This is a genomic window from Methylobacterium sp. Leaf88, assembly GCF_001422795.1.
In the GTDB taxonomy this organism is placed as follows: Bacteria; Pseudomonadota; Alphaproteobacteria; order Rhizobiales; family Beijerinckiaceae; genus Methylobacterium.
In genome coordinates this window covers 117,341-143,223 of record NZ_LMMK01000053.1, presented here as the reverse complement: position 1 = coordinate 143,223, position 25,883 = coordinate 117,341, and the positions used below count along the sequence as shown (strand labels likewise).

At 70.8% G+C, this 25,883-nt stretch carries 24 protein-coding genes, 1 pseudogene and 1 riboswitch; of the genes and pseudogenes, 20 read left to right on the top strand and 5 right to left on the bottom strand.

Features of this window, described 5'->3' with window-relative positions; genetic code table 11:
• Positions 1–129, bottom strand: a pseudogene (locus tag ASF20_RS25165) (sugar transporter); the annotation flags it as partial.
• Between the two features lie 240 nt (positions 130–369).
• Between ASF20_RS25165 and ASF20_RS21565 the strand changes: the two are divergent.
• The 8 genes from ASF20_RS21565 (at position 370) to ASF20_RS21530 (ending at position 7,557) form a co-directional block, all read left to right on the top strand.
• Positions 370–1,698, top strand: coding sequence for a hypothetical protein (locus ASF20_RS21565; protein WP_056277855.1), 1,329 nt, complete (start codon positions 370–372; stop codon positions 1,696–1,698).
• 113 nt (positions 1,699–1,811) lie between these two features.
• Positions 1,812–2,366: a gluconokinase gene (locus tag ASF20_RS21560; protein ID WP_056277852.1), complete on the top strand. Its 555-nt coding sequence runs from the start codon at positions 1,812–1,814 to the stop codon at positions 2,364–2,366.
• A gap of 15 nt (positions 2,367–2,381) precedes the next feature.
• Positions 2,382–3,209: a Cof-type HAD-IIB family hydrolase gene (locus ASF20_RS21555; RefSeq protein WP_056277849.1), complete on the top strand. Its 828-nt coding sequence runs from the start codon at positions 2,382–2,384 to the stop codon at positions 3,207–3,209.
• A 213-nt stretch (positions 3,210–3,422) separates the two neighbouring features.
• Entirely contained in the window at positions 3,423–4,319 is an 897-nt protein-coding gene (locus tag ASF20_RS21550; RefSeq protein WP_056277845.1) for a transglycosylase SLT domain-containing protein, read from the top strand.
• 350 nt (positions 4,320–4,669) lie between these two features.
• Complete coding sequence (locus tag ASF20_RS21545) at positions 4,670–5,605, top strand: helix-turn-helix transcriptional regulator (protein ID WP_277996197.1); 936 nt, start codon at positions 4,670–4,672, stop codon at positions 5,603–5,605.
• 243 nt (positions 5,606–5,848) lie between these two features.
• Positions 5,849–6,706, top strand: coding sequence for a serine O-acetyltransferase (gene cysE, locus ASF20_RS21540; protein WP_055950704.1), 858 nt, complete (start codon positions 5,849–5,851; stop codon positions 6,704–6,706).
• Positions 6,707–6,870: 164 nt separating this feature from the next.
• Positions 6,871–7,083 (top strand): DUF3126 family protein, encoded by a 213-nt coding sequence (locus ASF20_RS21535; protein WP_055950709.1) that lies wholly within the window; start codon positions 6,871–6,873, stop codon positions 7,081–7,083.
• A 144-nt stretch (positions 7,084–7,227) separates the two neighbouring features.
• The gene (locus tag ASF20_RS21530) at positions 7,228–7,557 is read left to right on the top strand and encodes a hypothetical protein (protein ID WP_055950713.1); all 330 of its coding nucleotides are present in this window, start codon (positions 7,228–7,230) and stop codon (positions 7,555–7,557) included.
• A gap of 115 nt (positions 7,558–7,672) precedes the next feature.
• On the opposite strand, the gene ASF20_RS21525 is transcribed toward ASF20_RS21530, so the two are convergent.
• Entirely contained in the window at positions 7,673–8,359 is a 687-nt protein-coding gene (locus ASF20_RS21525; RefSeq protein WP_056216376.1) for a transglutaminase-like cysteine peptidase, read from the bottom strand.
• A 205-nt stretch (positions 8,360–8,564) separates the two neighbouring features.
• On the bottom strand, positions 8,565–9,188 hold the full coding sequence (locus tag ASF20_RS21520; RefSeq protein WP_056216378.1) for a transglutaminase-like cysteine peptidase: 624 nt from the start codon (positions 9,186–9,188) through the stop codon (positions 8,565–8,567).
• Between the two features lie 333 nt (positions 9,189–9,521).
• On the opposite strand from ASF20_RS21520, the gene argS reads away from it, so the two are divergent.
• The 6 genes from argS to tatC all read left to right on the top strand — a co-directional run bounded on the left by argS (position 9,522) and on the right by tatC (position 16,089).
• On the top strand, positions 9,522–11,270 hold the full coding sequence (gene argS / locus ASF20_RS21515; protein WP_056277841.1) for an arginine--tRNA ligase: 1,749 nt from the start codon (positions 9,522–9,524) through the stop codon (positions 11,268–11,270).
• Between the two features lie 30 nt (positions 11,271–11,300).
• Complete coding sequence (locus ASF20_RS21510; RefSeq protein WP_056277837.1) at positions 11,301–12,776, top strand: SPOR domain-containing protein; 1,476 nt, start codon at positions 11,301–11,303, stop codon at positions 12,774–12,776.
• 273 nt (positions 12,777–13,049) lie between these two features.
• Entirely contained in the window at positions 13,050–14,057 is a 1,008-nt protein-coding gene (gene nagZ, locus ASF20_RS21505; protein ID WP_056277835.1) for a beta-N-acetylhexosaminidase, read from the top strand.
• Positions 14,058–14,308: 251 nt separating this feature from the next.
• Complete coding sequence (locus ASF20_RS21500; RefSeq protein WP_055950728.1) at positions 14,309–14,566, top strand: twin-arginine translocase TatA/TatE family subunit; 258 nt, start codon at positions 14,309–14,311, stop codon at positions 14,564–14,566.
• Between the two features lie 117 nt (positions 14,567–14,683).
• A complete protein-coding gene (gene tatB, locus ASF20_RS23670) occupies positions 14,684–15,292 on the top strand; it encodes a Sec-independent protein translocase protein TatB (protein ID WP_082501501.1) in 609 nt (202 codons plus the stop codon).
• Positions 15,289–16,089, top strand: coding sequence for a twin-arginine translocase subunit TatC (tatC, locus tag ASF20_RS21490; protein WP_056277832.1), 801 nt, complete (start codon positions 15,289–15,291; stop codon positions 16,087–16,089). The genes tatB and tatC overlap by 4 nt, the downstream gene beginning before the upstream one ends.
• Positions 16,090–16,100: 11 nt before the next feature.
• Here the strand turns inward: tatC and ASF20_RS21485 are convergent, their stop codons facing one another.
• Positions 16,101–16,853 carry a lysophospholipid acyltransferase family protein gene (locus ASF20_RS21485; RefSeq protein WP_056277830.1) on the bottom strand — a complete coding sequence of 251 codons (753 nt, stop codon included), beginning with the start codon at positions 16,851–16,853 and terminating at the stop codon, positions 16,101–16,103.
• A 166-nt stretch (positions 16,854–17,019) separates the two neighbouring features.
• Here ASF20_RS21485 and ASF20_RS21480 point away from each other — a divergent pair, with 166 nt between their 5' ends.
• From ASF20_RS21480 to ASF20_RS21470, 3 genes are all read left to right on the top strand, one after another.
• Positions 17,020–17,829 (top strand): exodeoxyribonuclease III, encoded by an 810-nt coding sequence (locus tag ASF20_RS21480; RefSeq protein ID WP_056277827.1) that lies wholly within the window; start codon positions 17,020–17,022, stop codon positions 17,827–17,829.
• Between the two features lie 76 nt (positions 17,830–17,905).
• The gene (locus tag ASF20_RS21475) at positions 17,906–19,153 is read left to right on the top strand and encodes a DUF3419 family protein (RefSeq protein WP_056277824.1); all 1,248 of its coding nucleotides are present in this window, start codon (positions 17,906–17,908) and stop codon (positions 19,151–19,153) included.
• A gap of 26 nt (positions 19,154–19,179) precedes the next feature.
• Positions 19,180–19,791: a class I SAM-dependent methyltransferase gene (locus ASF20_RS21470; protein WP_056277821.1), complete on the top strand. Its 612-nt coding sequence runs from the start codon at positions 19,180–19,182 to the stop codon at positions 19,789–19,791.
• Between the two features lie 235 nt (positions 19,792–20,026).
• Here ASF20_RS21470 and ASF20_RS21465 read toward each other — a convergent pair whose 3' ends face one another.
• A complete protein-coding gene (locus tag ASF20_RS21465) occupies positions 20,027–21,502 on the bottom strand; it encodes an amino acid permease (protein ID WP_082501499.1) in 1,476 nt (491 codons plus the stop codon).
• Positions 21,503–21,666: 164 nt separating this feature from the next.
• Positions 21,667–21,779, top strand: a riboswitch (SAM-I-IV-variant riboswitch).
• A 64-nt stretch (positions 21,780–21,843) separates the two neighbouring features.
• Between ASF20_RS21465 and ASF20_RS21460 the strand changes: the two genes are divergently transcribed.
• The 3 genes from ASF20_RS21460 (at position 21,844) to pnp (ending at position 25,765) form a co-directional block, all read left to right on the top strand.
• Positions 21,844–22,899: a low specificity L-threonine aldolase gene (locus ASF20_RS21460; RefSeq protein WP_056216398.1), complete on the top strand. Its 1,056-nt coding sequence runs from the start codon at positions 21,844–21,846 to the stop codon at positions 22,897–22,899.
• A gap of 218 nt (positions 22,900–23,117) precedes the next feature.
• On the top strand, positions 23,118–23,387 hold the full coding sequence (gene rpsO / locus ASF20_RS21455) for a 30S ribosomal protein S15 (protein ID WP_055950756.1): 270 nt from the start codon (positions 23,118–23,120) through the stop codon (positions 23,385–23,387).
• Positions 23,388–23,593: 206 nt separating this feature from the next.
• Positions 23,594–25,765 (top strand): polyribonucleotide nucleotidyltransferase, encoded by a 2,172-nt coding sequence (pnp, locus tag ASF20_RS21450; protein ID WP_056216400.1) that lies wholly within the window; start codon positions 23,594–23,596, stop codon positions 25,763–25,765.
• Positions 25,766–25,883: the final 118 nt, after the last annotated feature.

Here is a 25,883-nt window from a genome sequence, read left to right as displayed (position 1 = left end):
CGTGGACACGTCCGCCCCCTCCACAACCGCCCCCGTCGTCGGGCCGGCCGCAGGCAGAAGCGACGAGCAGCCCGACACCGTCAGGGCAGTGCCCAGAACGGTGCAGAGGGCCAAAGGCAGTGCGCGCATGCGGGATCGCCTGTCGGTTTCTCTCATGGGCTGCCTAGACCATCGCCGGGTCCCTGTCCGTGGCGGCCGGGACACAGTCTCGCGGTGAGCACCCGTCGGCCGCCAGCCGTCCCCACTACCCACGTCTTTCCCAAAAAATCGTGTCCGAGACGATACTTGAAAGAAGCAACGCGATGTGCGTTCTCGTCGGGGAGGCAACAGTGAATTTGCCTGACCTGGGTTTCGGCAGAACCGGATTCGATGACAGCGTCGTTTGACTACACACCTCCTGGGCTAGCCCAGGGTGTTCCGGGATCGGTCCGACGACGGCACGTCTTTTACATTCCGGGTTACGATCCTGAGGGCAGCAGCCGCTACCGTATGCTGTTCGTCCGAGAGCTGGCCCGCTACGCCAAGCGGTTCGGAGAGCCGAAACGCACGGTAACCGCTGCGCATCTCAGCGCCGACGGGCTGGTTCAGAGCTGGCGCGTGGCCGGCCAGCCTGCCACGCAGGGGGCCGAGACCACCTACGACGTGCTCCTCTGGGACGACATCGTCCGCGCGGACTTCCGGCGCCGGCGTCCGGTCAGCGTCGCCCTCCTGGTCCTCGGCACGCTCCAGACCATCGTCTCCGGCCTGATGCTGCGATTCTACCGGCTGAACTGGAAGTACGGCAACGTCATCCTCTACCCGCTGGTGATGGTCCTGCTCCTCGCCCTGTGCACCCTGGCCATCGCCGCCTTCGTGCATGCCCATCTGGGAACGGCCTTCGGGCACAGCCTCGGGTGGCCGCTCTGGGTGACGCTGCCGGCAGGCCTCCTCATCGGCCTCGCCTGGATCAAGGCGATGGAAGCCGTCCTCAACCGGATCTTCTTCTGGCAGCTCCTGAACGACTGGGTCTTCAACTGGCAGCACGGCCAGGGCCGGCGGCCGGATTACGAGCGCCGGCTCGACGCCTTCACCGCGCATGTCCTCGCCCGCTGCACCGCCCTGGCGGTCGGCGACCCGCCCGACGAGATCCTGATCCTCGGCCATTCCTCGGGAGCCCTGAGCGCCGTGGAGGTGACCGCCCGGGTGCTCGCCCACGATCCGCATCTCGGCACTGGAACGACCACGCTCGCCCTCGTCACCCTGGGGTCCGGCCTGCCCCTGGTGGCGATGCAGGGCGGGGCCAAGGGGCTGCGCGGCGAGATCGCCAGTCTCGTGACCTCGCAGCGTCTCGTCTGGGCCGACTTCCAGGCGCCCCAGGACTGGATGAACTTCCCCGGCTTCAACCCGGTGGTGCATCTGAAGCTCGACCTTCAGGGCCGGGCGGTCGCCAACCCCCTGGTGCGCTCGGCCCGGTTCCGCGAGATCATCAGCACGGAGACCTACCGGAAGGTGCGCTGGCGTCCGTTCCGGATGCACTTCCAGTTCCTCCTGGCCAACGACCGGCGCGGGTACTACGACTTCTTCACGATGACCCTGGGCCCGCAGCGACTGCGCGAGCGGGCGCTCGCGCCTATCCTGCCCGACCCCGTATCGCCCGATCCCGCCTCGGCGCGGTCCGCGTCGCCCGGCGCCTGTCCGGGGACGCCGCTGGCCTCCTGAGGCCGGGGAAACCCGCCTTCGTCCGGCATGTTTCCGCACAGCCTCCGGGCGCCGCGGCCTGCTAAGAGGCCGGGGCCGGCCCGTCCGGGGCGGCTGCCAGGACGGGGCGCACGATGTTATCAGATCAGATTCCGGCGTCGGGCGGCAGGCCCAGGGTCCTCGTGGTGATGGGCGTCTCGGGCTCGGGCAAGAGCACGGTGGCGTCCCGGCTCGCCGAGCGCCTCGGCTGGACCTTCGTCGACGGCGACAGCTTCCATAGCCCCGGGCACGTGGCCAAGATGCGGGCCGGGCACCCCCTCGACGACGACGACCGCGCGCCCTGGCTCGCGGCGATCGGCGCCTGGATCGACACGCAGCTGCAGCAGCGGACTCCCGGCGTGGTGGTCTGCTCGGCCCTGCGCCGGGCCTATCGCGACGTGCTGGTGCGCGGCCGGGAGGAGGTGCGGATCGTCTATCTGGCGGGCGACCGCCCCCTGATCGAGGGGCGCCTCGCGCGCCGGCAGGGGCACTTCATGCCGGCAGGCCTCCTCGACACCCAGTTCGCGATCCTGGAGCCGCCGGCCCCCGAGGAGACCGCCGTGGCGGTGGGCATCGATGCAGCCCCCGAGACCATCGTCGCAACGATCGTGGCCCGGTTGGGATTGGGGAAGGGCGCCCCGCAACCGTGAGCCCCCCCGAGTTCCATGCCCCCGTCCTCCGAACCGCTGCCCGCCGCGATCGCCCTGGTGATCTCGGACGTGGACGGCACCCTCGTGACCACCGACAAGCGGCTGACGCCCGCGACCCGCGCGGCCGTGCGGCGGCTGGAGGCGGCGGGCATCGCCTTCACCATCGCGTCGAGCCGGCCGCCCGTGGGTCTGAGGTCGCTGGTGGCCGAGCTCGGCCTCACCCTGCCGATGGGGGCCTATAACGGCAGCACCCTGGTCGCCCCCGATCTCACCCTCCTGTCGGAGACGCTGATCCCGGCCGAGACCGCCCGCGAGGCCGTGCGGCGCTTCGCCGAGGCCGGTCTCGCCACCTGGGTGTTCGCCCGCGGGCAGTGGAACCTCACCGATCCGCAGGGGCCCTACACCGACCTCGAGCGCCGGACCCTGCAGGCCGAGCCGAACGTGGTCGCGGACCTCGAACCGCTCCTGGACCAAGCCGCCAAGATCGTCGGCGTCAGCGCCGATGCGGCGCACCTGGAGGCCTGCGAGGCGGAGACCGCCGCGGCGCTGACGGGGCGAGCCGACGTCCATCGCTCGCAGGCCTACTATCTCGATGTGACGCCGCCCGGCTCCGGCAAGGCCGCCTTCGTGGATGCCATGAGCCGGCATCTCGGCCTCGACCACGCCCGGATCGCGACCCTGGGCGACGCGGCCAACGACGTACCGATGTTCGCCCGGAGCGGATTTTCCGTTGCGATGGGCAACGCCGCGCCGGCCGTCCAGGCCGCGGCGCGGGCCGTCACGGCCACGAACGATGCGGACGGGTTCGCGAAAGCCATCGACGAATTCATTTTGCGGCGCTGAGGCGGTCCGCGCGCCGTCGCCCTTCCGATGCTGCGAGGCCCTTGGCAACATTGGCGAATCGCTTTGGATACAATTCGGACACGGCGGCGGCGACTGTGCCATGTGCGACACAGCACATGGGGAAACGGTCACGCTCGGCCTGCCGGAGCCGCTTTCCGGCCTCAATTCGCCCGGACCTTGACCGTCCAAGAACAAGGACGATCCGGGTCTCCGATGAACCAGCGCTTCCTGCTCCTCGCCATCGCCGCGGTCGCCCTCCCGTGCGGGATGCTCCCGGCCGGCGCGGCCCTGGCCCAGGGTGCGGCGGCGCGGGACAACATCGATGCCCTGATCGAGCAGCAGGCCAAGGCCAACGGGGTGCCGTCGAGCTTCGTCCACCAGGTCGTCAAGCGCGAGAGCAACTACAACCCGAACGCGAAGGGCGGAAGCGCCCTCGGGCTCATGCAGATCAAGCATGCGACCGCCCGGGGCCTCGGCTACCAGGGGGATGCGGCGGGCCTGTTCGACCCGCGGGTGAACCTCCGCTACGGCATCGCCTACCTCGCCGGCGCCTACCGGGCCGCCAAGGGCGACATCGCCCAGGCCTACAACTTCTACAATCGGGGCTACTATTACGCCGCCAAGCGCCTCGGCATCGAGACCAGCGTCCCCGAGGATCTCGAGACGCCGAAATCCGGCGAGGCCTTCTCCAACGCCTTCGCCCGCGCCGACAGCCCCGCCGTCATCGCCGCCAACACCGCTCTCGCCTACGCCCCGAGCCCCGCCGCCAATGGCGTTCCCACCGAGACGGTCGCGGTGCCGCTGCCGCCCCGCAGGCCCGCATCCCTCGCCGGTCTCGGCACAGTCGCGGTCGCGGCCCTGGCGCCGGCCGACGCCGCCCCCCCGGCATCCGCGGGGGCCATCAGCCCCCATCCCGGCGTCGTCCCGGGCATGACCCAGGCCGGCGCCCAGGTCGAGGCCGTCTTCACGGAGTCGATCGAAGTTCCGCTGCCGCCCCGCCGTCCGTCGGCGCCGGCCCTGGCCGCGGTCGGCCGGCCGGGGGTGGCGAAGAAGGCCCCGGTGGCCGGCACCGTGCTCGAGGCCTCGGCCCTGCCGGCCGCAGCGCAGTAGGCCGTCCCGCCCTCGCTCCTCCCGCGCGGCGTTTGCGCGCAAGGGCAGTCCCAGACCGGCCTGACCGTCACGGCTCGACGGAGACGGCACCGAACCGATTCTCCGGGTTTCCCCCGTTCTGGTGCCCCTGACCGCTTGCGTCGGACCGCGCCTCGCCTCACATGGTGCAATGCGAAGCAGCGTGCTTGGGCTCGGTTCGGCCCCCTCGCGGCAACAATCCAAGGGCACTGTTCCGCCATCGAAGTTCCGCGTTGTTGCATTTTGACAGATTCGAAACGCCGAAGCTGGGCATAATATTTCCATATCCGGGAGCATAGTCCCGGTATCGACCCCCTGTTGTGGCACCCTGCGTGCGGGCTTCAGCCCGACCGCGAACCGAGGAAACGGACGACGGCATGGCCGGCGCGGTAGAACAAGAATCGACCTTCCTGGCTGATCTCGGCCGGCGGGTTCGTCATGCCCGGACCGTGCGGGGCCTGTCGCGCAAGCTCCTCTCGCAGACCTCCGGTCTGTCGGAGCGCTACATCGCGCAGCTCGAGAGCGGGCAGGGCAACGTCTCGATCATCCTGCTGCGCCGGGTCGCCAACGCGATGGGCGTGCGCCTGGACGACCTGATCGCCGGGCAGGAGACCCTGCCGGACTGGCACGTGATCCGCGATCTCCTCGGCAACGCGTCGCCGGAGCAGATCGCCCTGGCCAAGGGCATCCTGTCGGGCCAGTCCTCGGCCAGCGGCGAGGCTCCGCAGCCGCGCGTCGCGGTGATCGGCCTGCGGGGCGCCGGCAAGTCGACCCTCGGCCGCCGGGTCGCCGATCGCCTGGGCTGGACCTTCGTCGAACTCAACGCCGAGATCGAGCGCGAGAACGCGCTCTCGGTGAAGGAGATCTTCGCGATCTACGGACAGGAGGGCTACCGCCGCCTGGAGCAGGCGGCCCTGCGCCGCCTCACCGAGCATCCCGGTCCCCTCGTGCTCGCCACCAGCGGCGGCATCGTCGCGGAGCCTCTGACCTACGACCTGCTCCTCCAGGCCTTCTTCACGATCTGGCTGCGGGCCCGGCCAGAGGAGCACATGCAGCGCGTGCGCGACCAGGGCGAACTCACCACCACCGGCGACCACCCCTCGGCCATGCAGGAACTGCGCGCCGTCCTGGCCAGCCGCGAGCCGCTCTATGCCCGCGCCTCGTCGGTCGTCGACACCTCCGACGTGCCGGTCGACGTGATGGTCGACCGCCTGGCCGAGGCCATCGAGGCGCGCTTCGGCACCCTCGACCACCGCCGCAGCGCCTGACGGCTCGGGCCCGACCGATCGGACCGGGACAGCGTGCGCTCTTGATCGGGCGTGCGATGCGCACCAAGCTATGGGATGCGCGGTCCGGCACCGGTTTCCTCTGCCGGACCCCGTGACGACAGACACGACCATTCCGGAACGCCGCGCGGCGGGAGCAGAAACCCACTGACGCGGCATGACCCGCGCGTCGGGTGGCGGCGCGCTTCGGCCCCACGCGACGCGCCCGGCCCAGAGGAGGCCCCGATGTCCGCCAGCCCCTTCCCCATCGCCGCGAAAGGCGCCGAGCCGCTGGCGGTCTGCGATCCGATCTGGGCGCGCCTGCGGGCCGAGGCCGAGGCGATCGTGCGCGAGGAGCCGCAGCTCGCCTCGTTCATCGTGGCGACCGTCCTCAACCATACCTCGCTGGAGGGCGCCGTGGCGCACCGCGTGGCGGCCCGGCTCGGACATGCCTCGCTGCCGGCCGAGCTCATCGCCCACGGCTTCTTCGAGGCGATCACCGCCGAGCCGAGCCTCGGCCAGGATTTTCGCGCCGACATCGCCGCCGTGCTCGATCGTGACCCGGCCACCAGCCGGGCCATCGAGCCGGTGCTGTACTTCAAGGGCTTCCACGCCATCCAGGCCCATCGCCTCGCCCACTGGTACTGGACGGCCGGGCGGCGCGACCTTGCCCTCTACCTCCAGAGCCGGTCCTCCGAGGTGTTCCAGACGGACATCCATCCGCAGGCCCGGATCGGGCGCGGCATCTTCCTCGACCATGCCACCGGCCTCGTGGTCGGCTCCACGGCGGTGATCGAGGACGATGTCTCGATCCTCCACGCCGTCACCCTGGGGGGCACCGGCAAGCAGGGCAGCGACCGTCACCCCAAGATCCGCCACGGCGTGATGATCGGCGCGGGTGCCAAGATCCTGGGCAACATCGAGGTCGGGGCCTGCGCCCGCATCGCCGCCGGCTCGGTGGTGCTGCGCCCGGTGCCGGCCAACACCACCGTGGTCGGCGTGCCCGCCCGCGTGGTCGGCACCGCCGGTTGCGCCGAGCCGTCGCGGGCCATGGACCAGCTCGTCGCCATGGACCAGTTCATTCACATGGCCGAGGGCATCTGACGGCGCGCCCGGCACGCCGGGATCGATCCGAAGCCCGGCTTGCCCATCCTCCGATGGCGTGGCAAGCGGAGGCCAGCCCGGCCCCGGCCGCCGGCAGGCCCTCGGGGCCGCCGCGCGCGACCGGCCATGAGCCGGAAACGACCCGAACGCGAGAGGCGATCAGCGTGAACAAGACCGACATTGTGAAGGTGCAGGACTACCTCCGCCGGACCTTCGCCAACACCAACATCCGCCTCGTTCCTCGTCCCAAGAAGGACGATTCGGCCGAGGTCTATATCGGCGAGGAATTCCTCGGCGTGGTCTCGGTGGACGACGAGGACGGCGACCGCTCGTTCAACTTCGCCATGGCGATCCTGGACATCGATCTCGAGGATTGAGGTCCCCTGCCTGCCGCGGGGCCCCGAAAGGCCGCACCGGCCTGTGCGTGGATTTAACCCTGACGGCAGGAAACCCTTAACGTTTCGTAAACGACGCGGCACAGTGCGCGCTACATCGCCTCTCGATGGTGGAGCGTTCGCGTCATGACCCTCAGCCCCTCGGCCCTCGATTCCCTGCAGACCCTCTGCGTCGGTCTCGCCCTCTCGGGCCTCCTCGCCAGCGCCTTCGAGCTGTTCACGGAGCGTCGCGCGAGCTTCAGCCTGCTGGAGCGCGGCGGCGTCACGGCCGTGGCGGCCCTGCCGATGCTGGCCTTCGGCGCACCCTTCATCATCCTGCGCAACACCGTGCGTGGCCGCCGGCTGGAGCGCCGCCCGATTCCCTTCGTGATGATCGCCACGATGATCGCCTGCGGCTGGAGCCTGATGTCGGGCCGCGTCGCCCTCGACCTCGCGCACCTGATCGCGGGCGTCTGAGCGCCCGCCGCCGGCCCCGCGGTTTCCGGACGGGTCCCGGCCAACATCTGGAACCACCGACGCAGAAAGGGCGCCCCTCCTGAGGCGGCCTTTCGCGTGCCGACGGGAGCCGCCCTCAGCGGTTGGCGGTGGCCACCGGGGACGCCCCGCCGTTCAGGGTGACCCAGGCCAGACCATCCTGCCCCTCGCGTTTGATGAAGGTGTAGCCGGTGCGCGGGCCGGACAGGACCGCATTAGTCTTGTTGTCGAGGATCAGGTCGCCGCGATCGGTGCGGACCATCAGGACCGCGTGGCCCTCGCCGATCTCGTCGATGACCACGGTCATGCGCAGGGCCCGGCGCGGCAGGCCGCGCTCCACCAGCATCCGGCGCTTGAGGAGCTGGTAGTCCTCGCAGTCGCCGAAGCCGTCGTCGGGATAATCCCAGCGGTCGACGACCCCCCAATGGGCGAGGTCGGTGATCGGCTTGATCCGGGCGTTCACCCGCCGGTTGACGCGGTTCAGCAGGTCGCGGATGCGCGGCGTGAGGGCGATGACGGCCGGCTGCGTCGTGTCGACGGTGCATTCGGCGGGCATCCGGGCGCAGAAGGCGGTCCAGGCGGCGACGGGGCGAGCGGGGGCGCCTTCCTCCAGGGCCGCGGCATCGGGCAGGGCCGCGACGGTCTGGGCCTCGGTGCTGGCACCGCCGATGAGCAGGATGGTCCCGACGAGGCCGAACTGCACCGTGCGGGCGAGGCGTCGCCGAAGTCTCCCACGCGGCCCGTGCGGCAGTCCCTCGACGCTTCGCAGTATCGCGTGCCGCATGCCGGTCGCCCTGCCATCCCGCTGGTGGAGCGACAAGGTTTACACGGGAACGATCCAGGCTCAATCGGAAAGTTAAACCCGTGTTAACGCGCACCGGGGCGCGTTGGTTCCCTACAGGTTCGTGCGACGAGAGGATGCTTCCGGATCGCGCCACGCCGTCGGGACGGCCGGTGCCCGCGAGCCCGTTCGGCCTCCGCCGGGACGCTCAGCGGTTGGCGGTGGTGACGGGCGAGGTCACCCCGCCTAGCGAGACCCATGCCACCGTATCCGCCGACTCGCGTTTGATGAAGACGTAGCCCGTCCGGTACCAGGTCAGAACCTCGCTGGTCTTGTTGTCGAGGATGAAGTCGCCGCGGTCGGTGACCAGGGTCAGCACGGCGTGCCCCTCGCCCTTCTCGTCGATGACGACCGTCATCCGCATCGCCCGGCGCGGCAGGCCGCCCTCGGCCAGGAGCTTGCGCTTGAGCAGCTGGTAATCCTCGCAATCGCCCGAACCGTCCTCGGCGAGGTCCCAGCGATCCGGCACGCCCCAGTGCTCCTGGTCCGTCACGGCGTGCAGGGACTTGTTCACGCGACGGTTGACCGAGACCACGGTGTTCCAGATGGCCGGGGTGAGCGTGATGCGGTTGGGCTCGTTCGCGTCGATCGCGCATTCGGCGGCATAGCGCTGGCAGAAGGCGGCCCAGGCCGGCAGCGGACGGGCCGCGGCCAGGGTCGGGGCGGCGGGGGAGGGCGTGGGCAGGGCCGCCAGGGTCTGGGCCGTCGACGCACCAGTCGTCGCGGCCAGCACCGCGAGCAGGATCAGCGCAATCGTCTTCGTCCGGTCCATGGCGGCGTCCTCACGTCCTATGCCGCCAGGGTGCCGCCGCGGCGCCTGTTCCGCGCTGAAGCCGATCCGCGCAATTTTATCGATTCGCGGGCGCGATTGCGGCTCTCGTGCGACAGACCGAATGCGCCGTCTCGGCGATGGCGCGAAACGGCGCGATTCCGCCAACGGGTCGGTAACCGTGCTCGGAGAGGGGGCTTACCGGAAGCGGAGCGGGCGGGCCCGCCGTGACACCCGGGAGCGCCCTTGCTATGCCGCGGCCTGGGCGAGGGGGCGGAGCGTTCCCCGCGGGACGGACGTCCCCGCCGAGCCCCGGACACGGAATTTTACGGCACCATGAACATCTTCGCCACCTTCGAGGCCCGCGTGCGCGGCGCCGTGCAGGCCCTCATCCAATCCGGGCAGCTGCCCGAGGGGCTCGACCTCGCCCGCGTGGTGGTGGAGCCGCCGCGCGATGCGAGCCACGGCGACCTGGCCACCAACGCCGCGCTGGTGCTGGCCAAGGAGGCGAAGACCAACCCCAAGGCCCTGGGCGAGACCCTGGCCGCGGCCCTGCGCGCCGACCCGGACGTGACGGAGGCCAGTGTCGCCGGCCCCGGCTTCATCAACCTCCGGCTGGCCCCGGGCACCTTCCACGCCGTCGTCCGGGCCGCCCTCACGGAGGCCGAGGCCTACGGGCGCGGCACCATGCCGGGGGGCCCGGTCAACATCGAGTACGTCTCGGCCAATCCCACCGGCCCGATGCATGTGGGCCACGGACGCGGGGCGGTGTTCGGCGATGCCCTGGCCAACCTCCTGGCGGCGGCCGGGCGCGACGTGACGCGCGAATACTACATCAACGATGCCGGCGCGCAGGTCGACGTGCTCGCCCGCTCGGCCTTCCTGCGCTACCGCGAGGCCCTGGGCGAGGCCGTCGGCCCGGTGCCGGAGGGGCTCTATCCGGGGGACTACCTCGTACCGGTGGGCGCCCGGCTGGCCGAGATCCATGGCCGTGCCCTCCTCGACCAGCCGGAGGCGGACTGGCTGCCGACGGTGCGGGCCTTCGCCATCGCGGCGATGATGGACCTGATCCGGGAGGACCTCGCCCGCCTCGGCATCCATCACGACGTGTTCTTCTCCGAAGCCACCCTCAAGGAGGAGGTGCCCGTCCTGCTGGCGGAGCTTCGCCAGAAGGGCCTCGTCTACGAGGGTCGCCTGCCGCCGCCCAAGGGGCAGCTGCCCGAGGACTGGGAGGATCGCGAGCAGACCCTGTTCCGCACCGTGGAGTTCGGTGACGACGTCGACCGGCCGCTGCTGAAGTCGGACGGCTCCTTCACCTACTTCGCCTCCGACATCGCCTATCACCGGACCAAGATCGCCCGGGGCGCCACCGATCTCATCGACGTGCTCGGTGCCGACCATGGCGGCTACGTCAAGCGCATGCAGGCCGCCGTGAAGGCGGTCAGCGACGGCCGCGCCACCCTCGACGTGAAGCTGTGCCAGCTCGTGCGGCTGCTGCGCGCAGGCGAGCCCGTAAAGATGTCGAAGCGCGCCGGCGAGTTCGTCACCCTGCGCGAGGTCGTCGACGAGGTCGGGCGCGATCCGGTGCGCTTCATGATGCTCTACCGGAAGAATGACGCCACCCTCGACTTCGACCTCGCCAAGGTGGTGGAGCAGTCGAAGGAGAACCCGGTCTTCTACGTGCAGTACGCCCATGCGCGCTGCGTCTCGGTGTTCCGCCAGGCCGCCCAGGCGATGCCGGGTGAGGATTTTTCGCGGGCCGGGCTGCTGGGCGAGGCCGACCTCGCCTGTCTCACCGATCCGGGCGAAGGGGAGATCATGCGGTTGATCGCGCAGTACCCGCGCGTCCTCGAGGCGGCGGCCGGCGCCCATGAACCGCATCGCGTGGCGTTCTACCTCTACGAACTGGCCTCGTCGCTGCACGGTTTATGGAACAAAGGCAAAGACTTGCCGCAATTACGGTTTATTAATCCTGACGACCGAAACTCCACTCGGGCTCGATTGGCCCTCGTTGAGGCGTTGCGGGGCGTTGTCGCCTCCGGCCTCGCGGTGTTGGGCGTCACCGCGCCGGACGAAATGCGGTGAGGTGATCTCGGCGTGAAGAGGGATGCTGCCATGACGACGAACGCTTCGCGGGCGACGGTCGATTTCGACGCCTTTGCGCGAGATCTGCAGCAGCCTCCGGCGCCGGCCCAGGCGCCCGTCCAGGGTGTCGCGCCCGTCCAGGCTCAGGCCCCGGCTGCGGCCAAGGCCGACCCCCTGGCCGAACTCGCCCGCATCGTCGGGCAGGACGATCCCTTCCGCGCCCTGCTCCAGGCCCGCGATTCCCGCGCCGATGCCGCCGCGCGCGGCCGCATCGAGCCGAGCTTCGGCGACGGCCCGGTCCAGGGCCGCCCCGCCCAGGTCGAGGCTCACACGCCCGTTCACGCCCCGGCCCCCGTGCACCAGGCCACTCAGCAGCCGGTCTCGCCGACCGACGCCTTCGACCAGTATCTCGCCTCCGTCGATCACGGCGCCTATGCCGATTCGCAGGGCGCCTATCCGGATCCCAACGCGGCCGAGTTCGCCCCCAACGACGCAGACGACCGGGTCCGCTCCCTGGAGCGTCCGCGCAAGCGCAGCCGCCTCGTGTCGGTGGGTGCCGGCCTCAGCGTTCTCGCCCTCTGCGTCACCGGCGCCCTGGCCTGGCGCGGCCTGCACGGCCAGTCCGGCGGCAGCGGCGGCGTCCCCACCATCCTGGCCGACACCGCGCCCCTGAAGATCGCGCCGCAGAAGTCCGATGGGGTCGAGATTCCGGACCAGAACAAGCAGATCTACGAGCGCACCGCCAAGGACGGCCAGATCCGAATCGTCAACCGCGAGGAGCAGCCCCTCGACGTGGCCCAGGCCGCCCGCGCGGCCCTCGGAACCGGCGAAGGGGGAGCGACCCCCGGCAGCGCCGCTCCGGCAGCGGCGCCCCAGCCGGCCCAGCAGGGCGGCCTCGGCGAGTCCCTCGGCGAACCCCGTCGGGTCCGCACGGTCTCGGTGAAGCCCGATACGCCTCCGCCGCCGCCGCAGCGCGAGGCCTCCGCCGAAGCGACGACACCGTCGGTGATCCCGACCATGACTCTGCCGGGCGCCACCGGCGACGGCGCCGCCAGCCCGTCCCTGCGCCAGCGCGCGACCCGGCTGCCGCCGCCGGTGGCGACGACCCCGGTGGCCGAAGCGCCCGCCGCGACTCCGCCGGAGCCGGCCCCGGCCCCGCGCGTCAAAGCGCCCCAGCGCGTGGCCGCCGTGGCCCCGGAGGCGACCTCCGCCATCTCCGCCCCGCCGCCCGTCGCGGCGGCATCCGCCGCAGCCTCCGCGGGCGGGGGCGGCTACGCCGTCCAGCTCGGCGTCCGCACCAGCGAGAGCGAGGCCCAGGCCGCCTTCCGCCAGATGCAGGGCAAATACAGCCAGCTCTCCGGCCAGCCGGCCCTGATCCGTCAGGCCGAGGTGAACGGCAAGACGATCTACCGCGTCCGGGTCGGGCCCCTCGGCAAGACCGAGGCGACCAGCCTGTGCACCCAGCTCCAGGGTGCCGGCGGCCAGTGCTTCGTGGCCAAGAACTGAGGTCCGCTCCCGGACGCTGGACGAACCGGGCGCCGGCGCGCGCCCGGTCGGTCGACCGGCCAGCGGGCGCGGCGCCTTCAAGGCGCCGCTCGTCCTGTGGCCACCGTACCACGCTCGCCCCCTCCCGTGAGCCCCCCCATTCCGTTCGACGTTGTCCGGCCGCATCCTGCCCCGATTGGCGTGGTGTCGATTCGTCGCCGAACCCCTCCGAGCGTCGACCCACCCCGCCGTCCCAATCCACCGCGCCGATCCACCGAGGATGCGTCCCCGATCATGACCTCCCGTGCCCTGATCCTTGGTTGCGCCGGCAAGACCCTCTCGGCGGAGGAGGCCGCCTTCTTCCGGGACGTGGCGCCCTGGGGTTTCATCCTGTTCAAGCGCAACATCGGCACGCCTGACGAGGTCCGGGCGCTGACCGACGCCTTGCGGGACACGGTCGGCCGCGCCGACGCCCCGATCCTCATCGACCAGGAAGGCGGCCGGGTGCAGCGCATGGGACCGCCGCACTGGCCGGCCTATCCGGCGGGGCGTCGCTTCGCCGGGCTCAACGGATCGGCCGCGACGATCGCGCATCTGGGCGCCCGGCTGATGGCCCATGACCTCGCCAGCGTCGGCATCAACGTCGACTGCGCCCCGGTCCTCGATGTGCCGGTGGCCGGCGCCCACGACGTGATCGGCGACCGCGCCTACGACACCACCCCCGACCGCGTGGCCGAGATCGGCCGGGCCGTGGCCGAGGGCCTGATGCAGGGCGGCGTGCTGCCGGTGATGAAGCACATCCCCGGCCACGGCCGCGCCGGCTGCGACAGCCACAAGGGCCTGCCGGTGGTGGAGGCGGACCTCGCCAGCCTCAGCGCCCAGGATTTCGTGCCCTTCCGAGCCCTCGCCGACCTGCCGATGGCCATGAGCGCCCATGTGGTGCTCACGGCCCTCGATCCCGCCCATCCGGCGACGCAATCGGCCATCGTGATTCGCGACATCATCCGCGGCGCCATCGGCTTCGACGGCCTGCTGATGACCGACGACCTCTCGATGCACGCCCTCCAGGGCACGTTCCGGACCCGGACCGAGGCCTGCTTCGCCGCCGGAATCGATGTCGGCCTGCACTGCAACGGCGATCCGGACGAGATGCAGGGCGTCGCCGAGGGTGCCCCCGCCCTGGCCGGCGCGGCCCTGCGCCGGGCCGAGGCCGCCCTGGCCCGCCTGCCCGCCGGCCCCGACGCCTTCGACGTGCACGAGGCCCGGGCTCGCTTCGCGGCAGCCCTGTCGATGGCCGCCTGAGGTCCGGGTCGCCTGGACGCCCGGCCACCTGACGTCCCGCGCGACGGTGGCCGGACGAGGCGACAACGGCGCGCGGCTGGTCTATGACCCGGCGGTGGGCCGGAAACTTGCATGCCCGCGATGCGGCGATCGGAACGGAGCGCGCGTCACCCGCACTTCTTGTGCTCGGGGTGCCCGATCCTTAGGTTCGCCATCAATCGACACACGAGACGGCGCCGCGCAGTGTTCGGGCTGTGGCGCGGGAGGTTGCCATGGGCAGCATGAGTATCTGGCACTGGATCATCGTCGCCGGCATCGTGATGCTGCTGTTCGGCCGCGGGAAGATCTCGGACCTGATGGGCGACGTCGCCAAGGGCATCAAGGCCTTCAAGAAGGGCATGGCCGAGGACGAGACGCCGACCACCACGGCCGTGCCACCGCCGAGCGCGGGAGAGCCGGTGCGGACGCTGCCCCACCAGGGGGAGCCCGCCACCGCCAACACGGTGTCGGCCGACCGCAAGGTCGTCTGATCCGCCACGCGAGAATGGGGCGCTGCGGCCGATCGCGGGTCTGGCGCACGGCGCCGCGACCTGCCATGGGCAGCACGCCGTGGATGGGCGGCGCAGGGTCGCGGGACAGTCGACACCATGTTTGACATGAGTTGGGGCGAGGTGATGCTGATCGGCGGCGTCGCCCTCATCGTCATCGGCCCGAAGGATCTGCCGAAGGCCCTGCGCACGGTCGGCCAGATCACCGGCAAGATGCGCCGCATGGCCGGCGAGTTCCAGTCGCAGTTCAACGAGGCGATCCGCGAGGCGGAGTTCGACGAGATCCGCCGCGAGGTGGATGGGGTCAAGCGCTCGGCGAGCACGATGGGGCCGACCTTCAACCCGGTGCAGACCATCCGCGACGAGCTGAAGGGCGCTGTCGACGGCCGAACCGAGACCAAGACGACCCCTTCGCCGACCCAGGGCCTTGCCAACGTCGCCGACCAGCTGGCCGAGCGCGAGACGACGATGCCGGCCCCGCCTGCGCCGATGCCACCCGAGACCTTGCCGGCCGAGCCCGTCCGACACGCGCCCGGCCCCGTGGAAGCGCTGCCCGATCTGCCGCCGCGCTCCGCCTCGGAAACGCCCGCTCCGGCCACGCCCCACGCCTGGACCGCCGAACCCCCGGCCGCCTTCCCCGACCCGACTCCCAGCGCGTCGCCTCGCTTCGAGACGCCGGCCAAACCCCAGCTTGATTCCGGCCGATGATCAACGAGACCGACGAAGCCGAGATCGAAGCCTCGCGGGCCCCGCTCCTCGACCATCTCATCGAATTGCGGTCGCGGCTGATCAAGTCGCTGGCCGCCTTCGTGATGATGTTCTTCGGGTGCTTCTTCTTCTCGCGGCACATCTACAACATCCTTGTCTACCCCTACGTCTCCGTGGTGGGTGTCGAGAACGCGAAGCTGATCGCGACGCACTTCCTCGAGCAGGTGTTCACCAACATCAAGCTCAGCGTGTTCGGGGCCGGCTTCCTGGCCTTCCCGGTCATCGCCACGCAGATCTACGCCTTCGTGGCCCCGGGCCTCTATCGCAACGAGCGTCAAGCCTTCCTGCCGTACCTCGTCGCCACGCCGATCTTCTTCATCCTCGGCGCCCTGGTGGTGTTCTTCCTGGCGATGCCGCTGCTGATCCAGTTCTCGGTCTCGCTGCAGCAGATCGGGCAGCCCGGCGAGGCGACGATCGCGCTCCTGCCGAAGGTGGACGAGTACCTCTCGCTCATCATGACGCTGATCTTCGCCTTCGGCATCGCCTTCCAGCTGCCGGTGATCCTGACCCTGCTCGGGCAGATCGGCGTGATCGACACGGCGTTCCTGCGCGAGAAGCGCCGCTATGCCATCGTCCTGGTCTTCGTGGCCGCCGCCGTGCTGACGCCGCCGGACGTGATCTCGCAGCTCTCCCTCGCCATTCCGATGCTGCTGCTCTACGAGGCCTCGATCTTCTCGGTGGCCCGCGTCGAGCGCCGCCGGGCCGCCAAGCGCAAGGCCGAGGGGCTCGACCCGTAAGGCTTTCGGTCCTACGGGGCCTTGGCCGGCAGGGGCGAGGCGACGGGGGCGGCAGGATCACGCCAGCGGTTCAGCTCGGCATCGATCGCCCCTTGCGTCCCGCGCATGAACTCGGCGCCGCTCAGGCCCGGGGGCAGGGGCGGAAGGTAGCTCACCGTCACGGCGCCGGGGCTGTGGCGGGCGCCCCCGTGGGGCCAGTACAGGCCGGAATTCACCGCCACCGGCAGCACCGGCAGGCCGAGCTTGGCATAGAGCAGCTCGACCCCGCGCTTGAACTGGACCGGCTCGGCGATGCCGCCGCGGGTGCCTTCCGGAAACATCAGCACCGAGCGTCCCTGCGCGATCGCCGCGCGGCTCTCGTCGATCATCACCCGCAGGGCCTGGGTGCCGTTGGCCCGGTCGATGATGATCATCGGCGAGCGGCGCAGGAACCAGCCGACGATGGGGATCGCCACCAGCTCGCGCTTGGCCACGATGGCGACGTTGGGCACCAGCACGAGGAAGGCCAGGGTCTCCCAGGCCGACTGGTGGTTGGCCACGATGAGACAGGGCTCGGCCGGGATGCGGTCGCGGCCCTCCTCGACATAGGTGAGCCCGACGATGCGGGCGAGGCCGAACAGGATGCCCCGCGACCACAGGCGGGTGAAGGCGCGGATGGGCCGCGCCGGCGCGCCCAGCAGGGCGAGCACCGCCAGCGGCACGATGAACAGGGCGGTCCAGCCGGCCCAGTAGGCGTTGAAGAGCGCGGAACGGATGCGCGACACGTGACGATCCCTCGATCTCGCCCCGGGCGCGATCCCTCGCGGATCAGGAGCCCCAGGCGCGGCATTTCCCCGGCGACGGCGGCGGCGATCCGGTCTATGCCGGCCCGCCGCGCCGACGCGCGCACGATCCTTTAAACATTTTCCAGTCTCACGCGAGCCGAACGCCGTGCGCCTCACCGTCACCACCTGGAACATCAACTCGGTGCGCTTGCGCATCGATTCGGTCCTGCGCTTCCTCGCCGAGGCCCAGCCGGACGTGCTCTGCCTGCAGGAGACGAAGTGCCCGGACGACGCGTTTCCGCTGAAGGCCCTGCGGGGCTCCGGCTACGAGCACGTCGTGTTCGCCGGCCAGAAGGGCTACAACGGCGTCGCGATCCTGTCGCGCTTTCCCCTCCTCACGCGCGACGTGATGGCGTTCTGCGAGCGCCAGGACGCGCGTCACATCTCGGCGGTCCTCGGCCCCGAAGCCGGGACGGCGGCCGGGATCGTCCTGCACGATTTCTACGTGCCGGCCGGCGGCGACCTGCCCGACCGCGGCCTCAACCCGAAATTCGCGCACAAGCTCGACTTCCTCGACGAACTGCGCGCCTGGGGCGGCCGTCGGGTCACGGGCCCCGCGATCCTGGTCGGCGACCTCAACGTGGCGCCCCTGGAGCACGACGTCTGGTCGCACAAGCAGCTCCTCGACGTGGTGAGCCACACCCCCATCGAGACCGAGCGGCTCGAGACCCTGCGGGGCGAGGCCGGTTGGGTCGATGCCGCCCGCCTGCTCGTGCCGGAGCCGACGAAGATCTACACGTGGTGGAGCTACCGCTCCCCCGACTGGTCGGCGGCCGACAAGGGCCGGCGCCTCGACCATGCCTGGGTCTCTCCCGACCTCGCCGGCACGGTGCGCGACATGACGGTCGCCCGCCATGTCCGGGGCTGGGACCGCCCCTCCGACCATGCGCCGGTGACGCTGACCCTGGAACTCTGAGGGCTGTCACCGGCCGGTCATGCGCGAGGCGTAGGGGCGGCGTCCATCATCCCCGATGGACAGCCCGAGAGCCCGCATGAATCCCGCAGCACGGGCGGTCCGCCGCGAAACCAGCCTCGGCCTGACCCAGGCCGTGCATCGCAGCCGCGCCCTGTCCCGCGCCGGCCTGTCCGAACGGCTGTTCACCCTGGCCTTCAGCGGGCTGGTCTATCCCCAGATCTGGGAGGATCCGGCGGTCGATCTGGAGGCCCTGGCGCTGGGGCCGGAGGACCACGTCGTCGCCATCGCGTCGGGCAGCTGCAACGTCCTGTCCTACCTCACCGCCGATCCGGCGCGGATCAGCGCGGTCGATCTTAACGGCGCGCACATCGCCCTGGGGCGCCTCAAGCTCGCGGCCCTGACGCGGCTGCCGGATTCGGCAGCCTACCTGCGCTTCTTCGGGCGGGCCGACAGGGCCGACAACATCGCCGCCTACGATGCATGGATCGCGCCCCACCTCGACGCCACCGCGCGCGCGTACTGGGAGGCCCATCGCCTCGACGGGCGCCGGCGCATCGCCGCCTTCTCGGAGAACGTCTTCGGCCACGGCCTGCTCGGGCGCTTCATCGGGACCGGGCATCGGCTGGCCCGGCTCTACGGCTGCGACCTCTCCGCCGTCCTCAAGGCCCGCGACCGCGCCGAACAGCGCAGCCTGTTCGCGGCGCACGTGGCCCCCCTGTTCGAGAAGCGCCTCGTGCGCTGGCTGATCCGGCGCCCGGCCTCCCTCTACGGCCTCGGGATTCCCCCGGCCCAGTATCGCGCCCTCGCCCAGGACCACCCGGGCGGCATGGTCGACGTCCTGCGCCACCGCCTGGAGCGCCTCGCCTGCGACTTCGACCTCGCCGACAACTACTTCGCCTGGCAGGCCTTCGGCCGGGGCTACGCCCCGGGTCCCGACGCCGCCCTGCCGCCCTACCTGCAGCCGCGCCATTTCGAGACCCTGCGGGCCCGGGCCGGACGCGTGAGCTACCGCCAGCAGTCGATGACGGCGTTCCTGGCCGCCAGCCCCGACCGGAGTGCGGATGCCTACGTGCTCCTCGATGCGCAGGACTGGATGAGCGACGCCGACCTGACCGCCCTGTGGACCGAGATCACCCGCACCGCCCGGCCGGGCGCACGGGTCATCTTCCGCACGGCCGCCGACGAGCGCTGCCTGCTGGGCCGGGTGCCGGACGGGATCCTGGACGCCTGGGACTATGCCGAGGCCGAGAGCCGCGCGGGACAGGCCCGCGACCGCTCGGCCATCTACGGCGGCTTCCATCTCTACCGTCGGCGGGCGGCGTGAACGACGCCGCGCGGGCGATGGACCGGATGTACCGGCGCCAGCGCCATTTGTACGACGCCAGCCGCAAGTTCTATCTCCTCGGGCGTGACCGGGCGATCGCGGACCTCGCCGTGCCGGCGGGCGGTTCGGTGCTGGAGATCGGCTGCGGCACCGGACGCAACCTCGTGCGCATCGCCCGAAGCTACCCGGAGGCCGCCTGCCACGGCCTCGACGTCTCGGCGGCAATGCTCGCCACGGCCGCCCGCAGCGTCGCACGTGCCGGGCTCCAGCCCCGCATTCGCCTCGCGCGCGGGGACGCCACGGCCTTCGACCCGGAGGCCCTCTTCGGGCGGGCCCGCTTCGACCGGATCGTGATCTCCTACGCCCTGTCGATGATCCCGCCGTGGGAGCGGGTGCTGGCCCAGGCCGCCGGACACCTCGCGCCGGGCGGCCAGCTCCACGTGGTGGATTTCGGCGATCAGGCGGGCCTGCCGCGGCCCGCCCGCAGCCTCCTCAACCGATGGCTCGCGGCTTTCGCGGTGACGCCGCGCGCAGACCTGCCGCGGGCGGTCGCGGCCGTGGCCTCCGCCCTGGACGCCGAGGCGCGGGTGCAGCAGCGCTTCCGCGGCTACTGCGTGCACGCGGTGATCACGCGCTGAGGCGGTGCAGGACCCTCCCGGCGACCGCCGATCGCAGAGATTGATTCAGCCGTCTCCGGAACGCCCGGGCCCGACCCCGCATTGGGTTTCCGACGCGGCGGCTTCCAGGCCGCCCACCCCAACCGGAGGTTTTCCCATGCGCAAGCTCCTCGTCGCCTTCCTGCTCCCGAAGCTCGTCTCCTATCTGCGCCGGCGCTATTCTGGCCGTCCGAGCCCGCGCCACTACTCCTGAGGTTCAGCGCGCCGCGCCCGCCCCGAGGCCCGGCGCGCGCAGCCGGCGCAGCCGCGCCGCCCGTCGACCGTAGCCGAGGTAGATCGCCAGCCCCACGACGAGCCACAGGGAAAGCCGCAACCAGGTGTCTCCGGGCAGGCCGAGCATCAGTGCGAGGCAAGACAGGATGCCGAGGATCGGCACCACCGGCATGCCCGGCACCCGGAAGGGGCGGGGGCGCCCCGGATCCGTCCGGCGCAGCACCAGGACGGCGGTGCAGATCACCAGAAAGGCGAAAAGGGTGCCGATGCTCACCAGTTCGCCCAGGAGATCCATCGGAACCAGCCCCGCCACCAGGGCCGTCACCGCGCCGATGGTGACTTGGCTGGCGGCCGGCGTGCGAAAGCGCGGATGCACCCGTGCGAAGGCCGGCGGCAACAGACCGTCGCGCGCCATGGCGTAGAAGATCCGGGCCTGCCCGTAGAGGGCGGCGAGCGCCGCCGTGGTCAGGCCGAGGATCGCCCCGATCTTGATCGCCACCGCGAAGGCCCCGAAGCCGATCGCCTCCACCGCCTTGGCGATGGGGTCGGGCACGTCGAGGGCCCGGTAGGGGACGAGGCCGGTGAGCACCGCCGCCACCGCCACGTAGAGCACCGTGCTGATCGCCAGCGACCCCAGGAGCCCGATCGGCGCGTCGCGCTGGGGGCGGCGCGTCTCGCCCGCCGCCGTCGAGATCGTCTCGAAGCCGATGAAGGCGAAGAACACCACGCCGGCCCCGCGCAGCACGCCGCTCCAGCCGAACGCGCCGAAGAAGCCGGTGTTCTCCGGCACCAGGGGAGACCACAGGCCCACATCCACATGGGCGGCACCGACGCCGACGAAGGACAGGATGATCGCGACCTTGATCGCCACCATCACGGCGTTCACCCGGGTCGATTCACGGTTGCCACGCACGAGGAGCAGGGTCAGCAGGCCGATCACGGCCGCCGCCAGCAGGTCGAACCATGCGGCGCCCCCGTCGGGCAGGGGGGTGAAGGGAGCCGCCGACAGAACCGCAGGCAGGTGCACGCCGGCATCGGCAAGGAGGGAGCGAGCGTAGCCCGACCAGCCCACCGCCACGGTCGCAGCGCTCATCGCGTATTCGAGAACGAGATCCCAACCGATGATCCAGGCGCAGGCCTCGCCGAGGGTTGCGTAGGCATAGGTGTAGGTGCTGCCCGGGGCCGGCACCATCGCGGCGAGCTCGGCATAGCAGAGCGCGACGAATCCGCAGGCGATGCCGCCGAGCACGAAGGACAGGGTCAGGCCGGGGCCGGCATAGTTCGCCGCCGCCGTGCCGGTGAGGACGAAGATGCCCGCCCCGATGGTAGCACCCACGCCGAGGGCGACGAGGTCGAACGCCGAGAGCGAGCGCGGCAGGCGCGAGGATTCCTTGCCCTCGGCGTCGGCCGCCAGGATGTCGGCGACGGATTTGCGCGCGGTGAGGCTGTTGCCCGTCATCGGCAGGACCTTCGCATGACGGTGGATCGCGGGCCAGTCGGGGCAAGTCCCGGGCCAGGCAGGGGGTGCCGAGCACTCGCCCCGGATTTCACGCCACGATCTAGTTCCCGCACCAGGCGGCAACCTGCCCGTGTTGTCAGAGCCGGACCCCTCTGGTAAATCATGGGCCGCATCAAGAGTCGGGGCGATCCCTGACGCCAACCTGCTCCCCCGGGCAAGGTGGTACCCTCCGGCAATCGGCGGGGATGTGGCCGGACCGGCAACCAAACGGGCTTCGCCATATCTCTGTTCGGCCGGCCGCTGCACTCCCGATGCGGACCTTGGCCAGACGAGAGCGACTCATGCCCCCCGAGCCCCAGCAATTCGCGAGCGACAACTACGCCGGCATCTGCCCCGAGGCCTGGGCCGCCATGGACGCGGCCAATCGCGGCTCGGTACCGGCCTACGGCGAAGACCCGTGGACGAAGCGGGCGGCCGACACCTTCAGGACCCTGTTCGAGACGGACGCCGCCGACGTCTTCTTCGCCTTCAACGGCACCGCCGCCAACGCCCTGGCCCTGGCCTCTCTCTGCCAATCCTACCACAGCGTCATCTGCTCGGCCTCGGCCCATGTCGAAACGGACGAGTGCGGCGCGCCCGAGTTCTTCTCCAACGGCTCGAAGCTGCTCGTGGTGGCGAGCCCCGACGGCAAGCTCGACCCGGCCCTGATCCGGGGCGTCGCCACGGGGCGCTCGGACATCCATTTCCCCAAGCCCCGCGTGGTCACGATCACCCAGCCCACCGAGACGGGGCAGCTCTACAGCCTCGCCGAGATCCGGGCGATCGCCGCCACCTGCCGGGATCTCGGCCTGCGCCTCCACATGGACGGAGCGCGCTTCGCCAATGCCTGTGCCAGCCTCGGCTGCAGCCCCGCCGACATGACCTGGAAGGCCGGCGTCGACCTCCTTTGCTTCGGCGGCACCAAGAACGGCATGGCGGCGGGCGAGGCGATCCTGTTCTTCGACGCCGCCCTGGCGGAGGATTTCGGCTACCGCTGCAAGCAGGCGGGGCAGCTCGCCTCGAAGATGCGCTTCCTCTCCGCTCCCTGGGTCGGGGTGCTGGAGGACGGGGCCTGGCTGCGTCACGCGACCCACGCCAATGCCTGCGCGCAGAGCCTCGCCGCCGCCGTAGCCGATGTGGCGGCCTTCGACCTGATGTTCCCGGTGGAGGCCAACGCCGTGTTCCTGCGCGCCGCGCCCGAGCACCTCGAGGCCCTGCGCGCCCGGGGCTGGCGCTTCTACACCTTCATCGGCGGCGGTGCCCGTTTCATGTTCGCCTGGGATTCGGACCCGGCCCGGATCGAGGCCCTGGCGGCGGACATCCGCGCCGTGGGCGCCTCGGTCTCCGTGGCGGCCTGAGACGTCGATTTCTCCCTGCGACGGACGGAGGGCTGGCGTCAGGGCCGGTTTCGTGTATGGTCCGCGCCGCTCCGACCCGTATGAACGGGGCCGGGGCACAAGCTGCTTGTGGGCCTGACCGTGCTGGACGACATCCCGGCACCGGCCTTCCGCGAGCGTGGCGCGGCCCTCCTGACGAGGCCGCCCGTTTCCGAAAACCCGGACCGAAAGGCACTGCGATGTCGATCACGGCAGAGCGCAAGACCGCGCTCATCAAGGAATACGCGACCGGCGGCAAGGACACCGGTTCTCCGGAGGTCCAGGTGGCGATCCTCACCGAGCGGATCACCAACCTCACCGGCCACTTCAAGACCCATGGCAAGGACAACCATTCCCGCCGCGGACTCCTGAAGATGGTCTCGCAGCGCCGCTCGCTGCTCGACTACGTCAAGCGCAAGGACGAGGCCCGCTACCGCAGCCTCATCGAGCGTCTCGGCATCCGCCGCTAAACACGGCGTTCACGCGGTTCCGGGCCCGGCCCGGGACCGCGTTTTGACAGTTCGGGCTGCCGGAATGGGTCCGGCCACCCGAAGACCCGGGCGACTTGAAGGCGGATGCGTCGGGGACAGGATCGCGGGGGGCGCGGCGCGCGGCGCCCCCCGCCATCTTGCCCCTGACGGCGCCGGGTTCGCCCGACCGCAGGAAGGCTAGACATATGTTCGATATCCAACGCGAAGAGCTGATGTGGGGCGACCGCAAGCTCGTCCTCGAGACGGGCAAGGTCGCCCGCCAGGCCGACGGTTCCGTCATGGCGACCTACGGCGAGACCTCGGTGCTCGCCACCGTCGTGTCCGGCAAGGAGCCCAAGGCCGGCATCGATTTCCTGCCCCTCACGGTGAACTACCAGGAGCGCGCCTACGCCGCCGGCCGAATCCCCGGCGGGTACTTCAAGCGCGAAGGCCGTCCGTCCGAGAAGGAGACCCTGGTCTCCCGCCTGATCGACCGCCCGATCCGCCCCCTCTTCGTCGAGGGCTGGCGCAACGACACCCAGGTGGTCGTCACCGTCCTGACCCACGACCTCGAGAACGACCCCGACATCCTCGCGATGGTCGCGGCCTCCGCCGCCCTGACCCTGTCGGGCGTGCCCTTCATGGGCCCGATCGGCGCCGCCCGCGTCGGCTACGTCAACGGCCAGTACACCCTGAACCCGCACGTGGCCGACCTCGAGGCCTCGACCCTCGACCTCGTCGTCGCCGGCACCCAGGACGCCGTCCTGATGGTCGAGTCCGAGGCCAAGGAACTCGGCGAGGAGGTCATGCTCGGCGCCGTGATGTTCGGCCACAAGCACTTCCAGCCGGTCATCGAGGCGATCATCCGCCTCGCCGAGAAGGCCGCCAAGGAGCCCCGCAACTTCCAGGCGCCGGAGAACGGCGACGTGGAGCAGGCCGTCCTCGACGTGTGCGAGGCCGACCTGCGCGCCGCATACAAGAACACCGTCAAGCAGGAGCGCTACGCCGCCGTCGACGCCGTGAAGGCGAAGGTGATGGCCGCGCTCTGCCCCGCCGAGGGCGAGGCCCGTTTCCCGGCCGAGAAGGTCAAGGCCGCGTTCAAGGAAGCGCAGTCGAAGGTCGTGCGCTGGAACATCCTCGACACGGGGTCCCGCATCGACGGACGCGACGTGCGCACCGTGCGCCCGATCGAGTCCCAGGTCGGCGTGCTGCCCCGCGCCCACGGTTCCTCGCTGTTCACCCGCGGCGAGACCCAGGCCCTCGTGGTCGCCACCCTCGGCACCGGCGAGGACGAGCAGTTCATCGACGCGCTGGAAGGCACCTACAAGGAGACCTTCCTGCTGCACTACAACTTCCCTCCCTACTCGGTGGGCGAGACCGGCCGCATGGGCTCCCCGGGCCGTCGCGAGATCGGCCACGGCAAGCTCGCCTGGCGCGCCGTGCACCCCGTGCTGCCGCCGGCCCACGAGTTCCCGTACACGATCCGCGTCGTGTCCGAGATCACCGAGTCCAACGGCTCCTCCTCGATGGCCTCCGTCTGCGGCGCCTCGCTGTCGCTGATGGATGCGGGCGTGCCCCTGCGCCGTCCGGTGGCGGGCATCGCCATGGGCCTCATCCTTGAGGGTGAGCGCTACGCCGTGCTGTCCGACATCCTCGGCGACGAGGATCACCTCGGCGACATGGACTTCAAGGTGGCGGGCACGGAAGCCGGCATCACCTCGCTGCAGATGGACATCAAGATCGCGGGCATCACCGAGGAGATCATGAAGGTCGCCCTGCATCAGGCGCAGGAAGGCCGCGTCCACATCCTCGGCGAGATGGCGAAGGCCCTGACCGATGCCCGTCCCGAGCTCGGCGAGTACGCGCCGCGCATCGAGACCATGCAGATCCCCACCGACAAGATCCGGGAAGTGATCGGCACCGGCGGCAAGGTGATCCGCGAGATCGTCGAGAAGACCGGCGCCAAGATCAACATCGACGACACCGGCACGGTGAAGATCGCCTCCAGCGACGGCAAGGCCATCAAGGCCGCCTACAACTGGATCCGGTCCATCGTGGCGGAGGCCGAGCCGGGCATGATCTATGACGGCACCGTCGTGAAGACGATGGAGTTCGGCGCTTTCGTGAACTTCTTCGGCGCCAAGGACGGCCTCGTCCACATCTCGGAGCTCGCCGCCCAGCGGGTCGCCAAGGTGACGGACGTCGTCAAGGAGGGCCAGAAGGTCAAGGTGAAGTTCCTCGGCCAGGACGACCGCGGCAAGATCCGCCTGTCCATGAAGGTCGTCGACCAGGAGACCGGCGAGGACCTCACCGAGAAGCTCAAGGCCGAGCGCAACGCCGAGCAGGACCGCGCCCGCGGACCTCGCCAGGAGGCGTAGGCCATCCGATCCGGCCGGGTGCGCGAGCGCCCGGCCGCACGGTTAGAACGAGAAGAGCGCGGTCCCGCCGGGGCCGCGCTCTTCTCGTTTGGACAGCGCCTTGACCCGCGATCGGCCG

Bases quoted from the DNA above. Each gene is read 5' to 3' on its own strand.
- ASF20_RS21565 (WP_056277855.1), top strand. From the start codon at position 370: ATGACAGCGTCGTTTGACTACACACCTCCTGGGCTAGCCCAGGGTGTT.
- ASF20_RS21560 (WP_056277852.1), top strand. From the start codon at position 1,812: ATGTTATCAGATCAGATTCCGGCGTCGGGCGGCAGGCCCAGGGTCCTC.
- ASF20_RS21555 (WP_056277849.1), top strand. From the start codon at position 2,382: ATGCCCCCGTCCTCCGAACCGCTGCCCGCCGCGATCGCCCTGGTGATC.
- ASF20_RS21550 (WP_056277845.1), top strand. From the start codon at position 3,423: ATGAACCAGCGCTTCCTGCTCCTCGCCATCGCCGCGGTCGCCCTCCCG.
- cysE (WP_055950704.1), top strand. From the start codon at position 5,849: ATGTCCGCCAGCCCCTTCCCCATCGCCGCGAAAGGCGCCGAGCCGCTG.
- ASF20_RS21530 (WP_055950713.1), top strand. From the start codon at position 7,228: ATGACCCTCAGCCCCTCGGCCCTCGATTCCCTGCAGACCCTCTGCGTC.
- ASF20_RS21525 (WP_056216376.1), bottom strand. From the start codon at position 8,359: ATGCGGCACGCGATACTGCGAAGCGTCGAGGGACTGCCGCACGGGCCG.
- ASF20_RS21520 (WP_056216378.1), bottom strand. From the start codon at position 9,188: ATGGACCGGACGAAGACGATTGCGCTGATCCTGCTCGCGGTGCTGGCC.
- argS (WP_056277841.1), top strand. From the start codon at position 9,522: ATGAACATCTTCGCCACCTTCGAGGCCCGCGTGCGCGGCGCCGTGCAG.
- ASF20_RS21510 (WP_056277837.1), top strand. From the start codon at position 11,301: ATGACGACGAACGCTTCGCGGGCGACGGTCGATTTCGACGCCTTTGCG.
- nagZ (WP_056277835.1), top strand. From the start codon at position 13,050: ATGACCTCCCGTGCCCTGATCCTTGGTTGCGCCGGCAAGACCCTCTCG.
- ASF20_RS21500 (WP_055950728.1), top strand. From the start codon at position 14,309: ATGGGCAGCATGAGTATCTGGCACTGGATCATCGTCGCCGGCATCGTG.
- tatB (WP_082501501.1), top strand. From the start codon at position 14,684: ATGTTTGACATGAGTTGGGGCGAGGTGATGCTGATCGGCGGCGTCGCC.
- tatC (WP_056277832.1), top strand. From the start codon at position 15,289: ATGATCAACGAGACCGACGAAGCCGAGATCGAAGCCTCGCGGGCCCCG.
- ASF20_RS21475 (WP_056277824.1), top strand. From the start codon at position 17,906: ATGAATCCCGCAGCACGGGCGGTCCGCCGCGAAACCAGCCTCGGCCTG.
- ASF20_RS21470 (WP_056277821.1), top strand. From the start codon at position 19,180: ATGTACCGGCGCCAGCGCCATTTGTACGACGCCAGCCGCAAGTTCTAT.
- ASF20_RS21465 (WP_082501499.1), bottom strand. From the start codon at position 21,502: ATGACGGGCAACAGCCTCACCGCGCGCAAATCCGTCGCCGACATCCTG.
- ASF20_RS21460 (WP_056216398.1), top strand. From the start codon at position 21,844: ATGCCCCCCGAGCCCCAGCAATTCGCGAGCGACAACTACGCCGGCATC.
- rpsO (WP_055950756.1), top strand. From the start codon at position 23,118: ATGTCGATCACGGCAGAGCGCAAGACCGCGCTCATCAAGGAATACGCG.
- pnp (WP_056216400.1), top strand. From the start codon at position 23,594: ATGTTCGATATCCAACGCGAAGAGCTGATGTGGGGCGACCGCAAGCTC.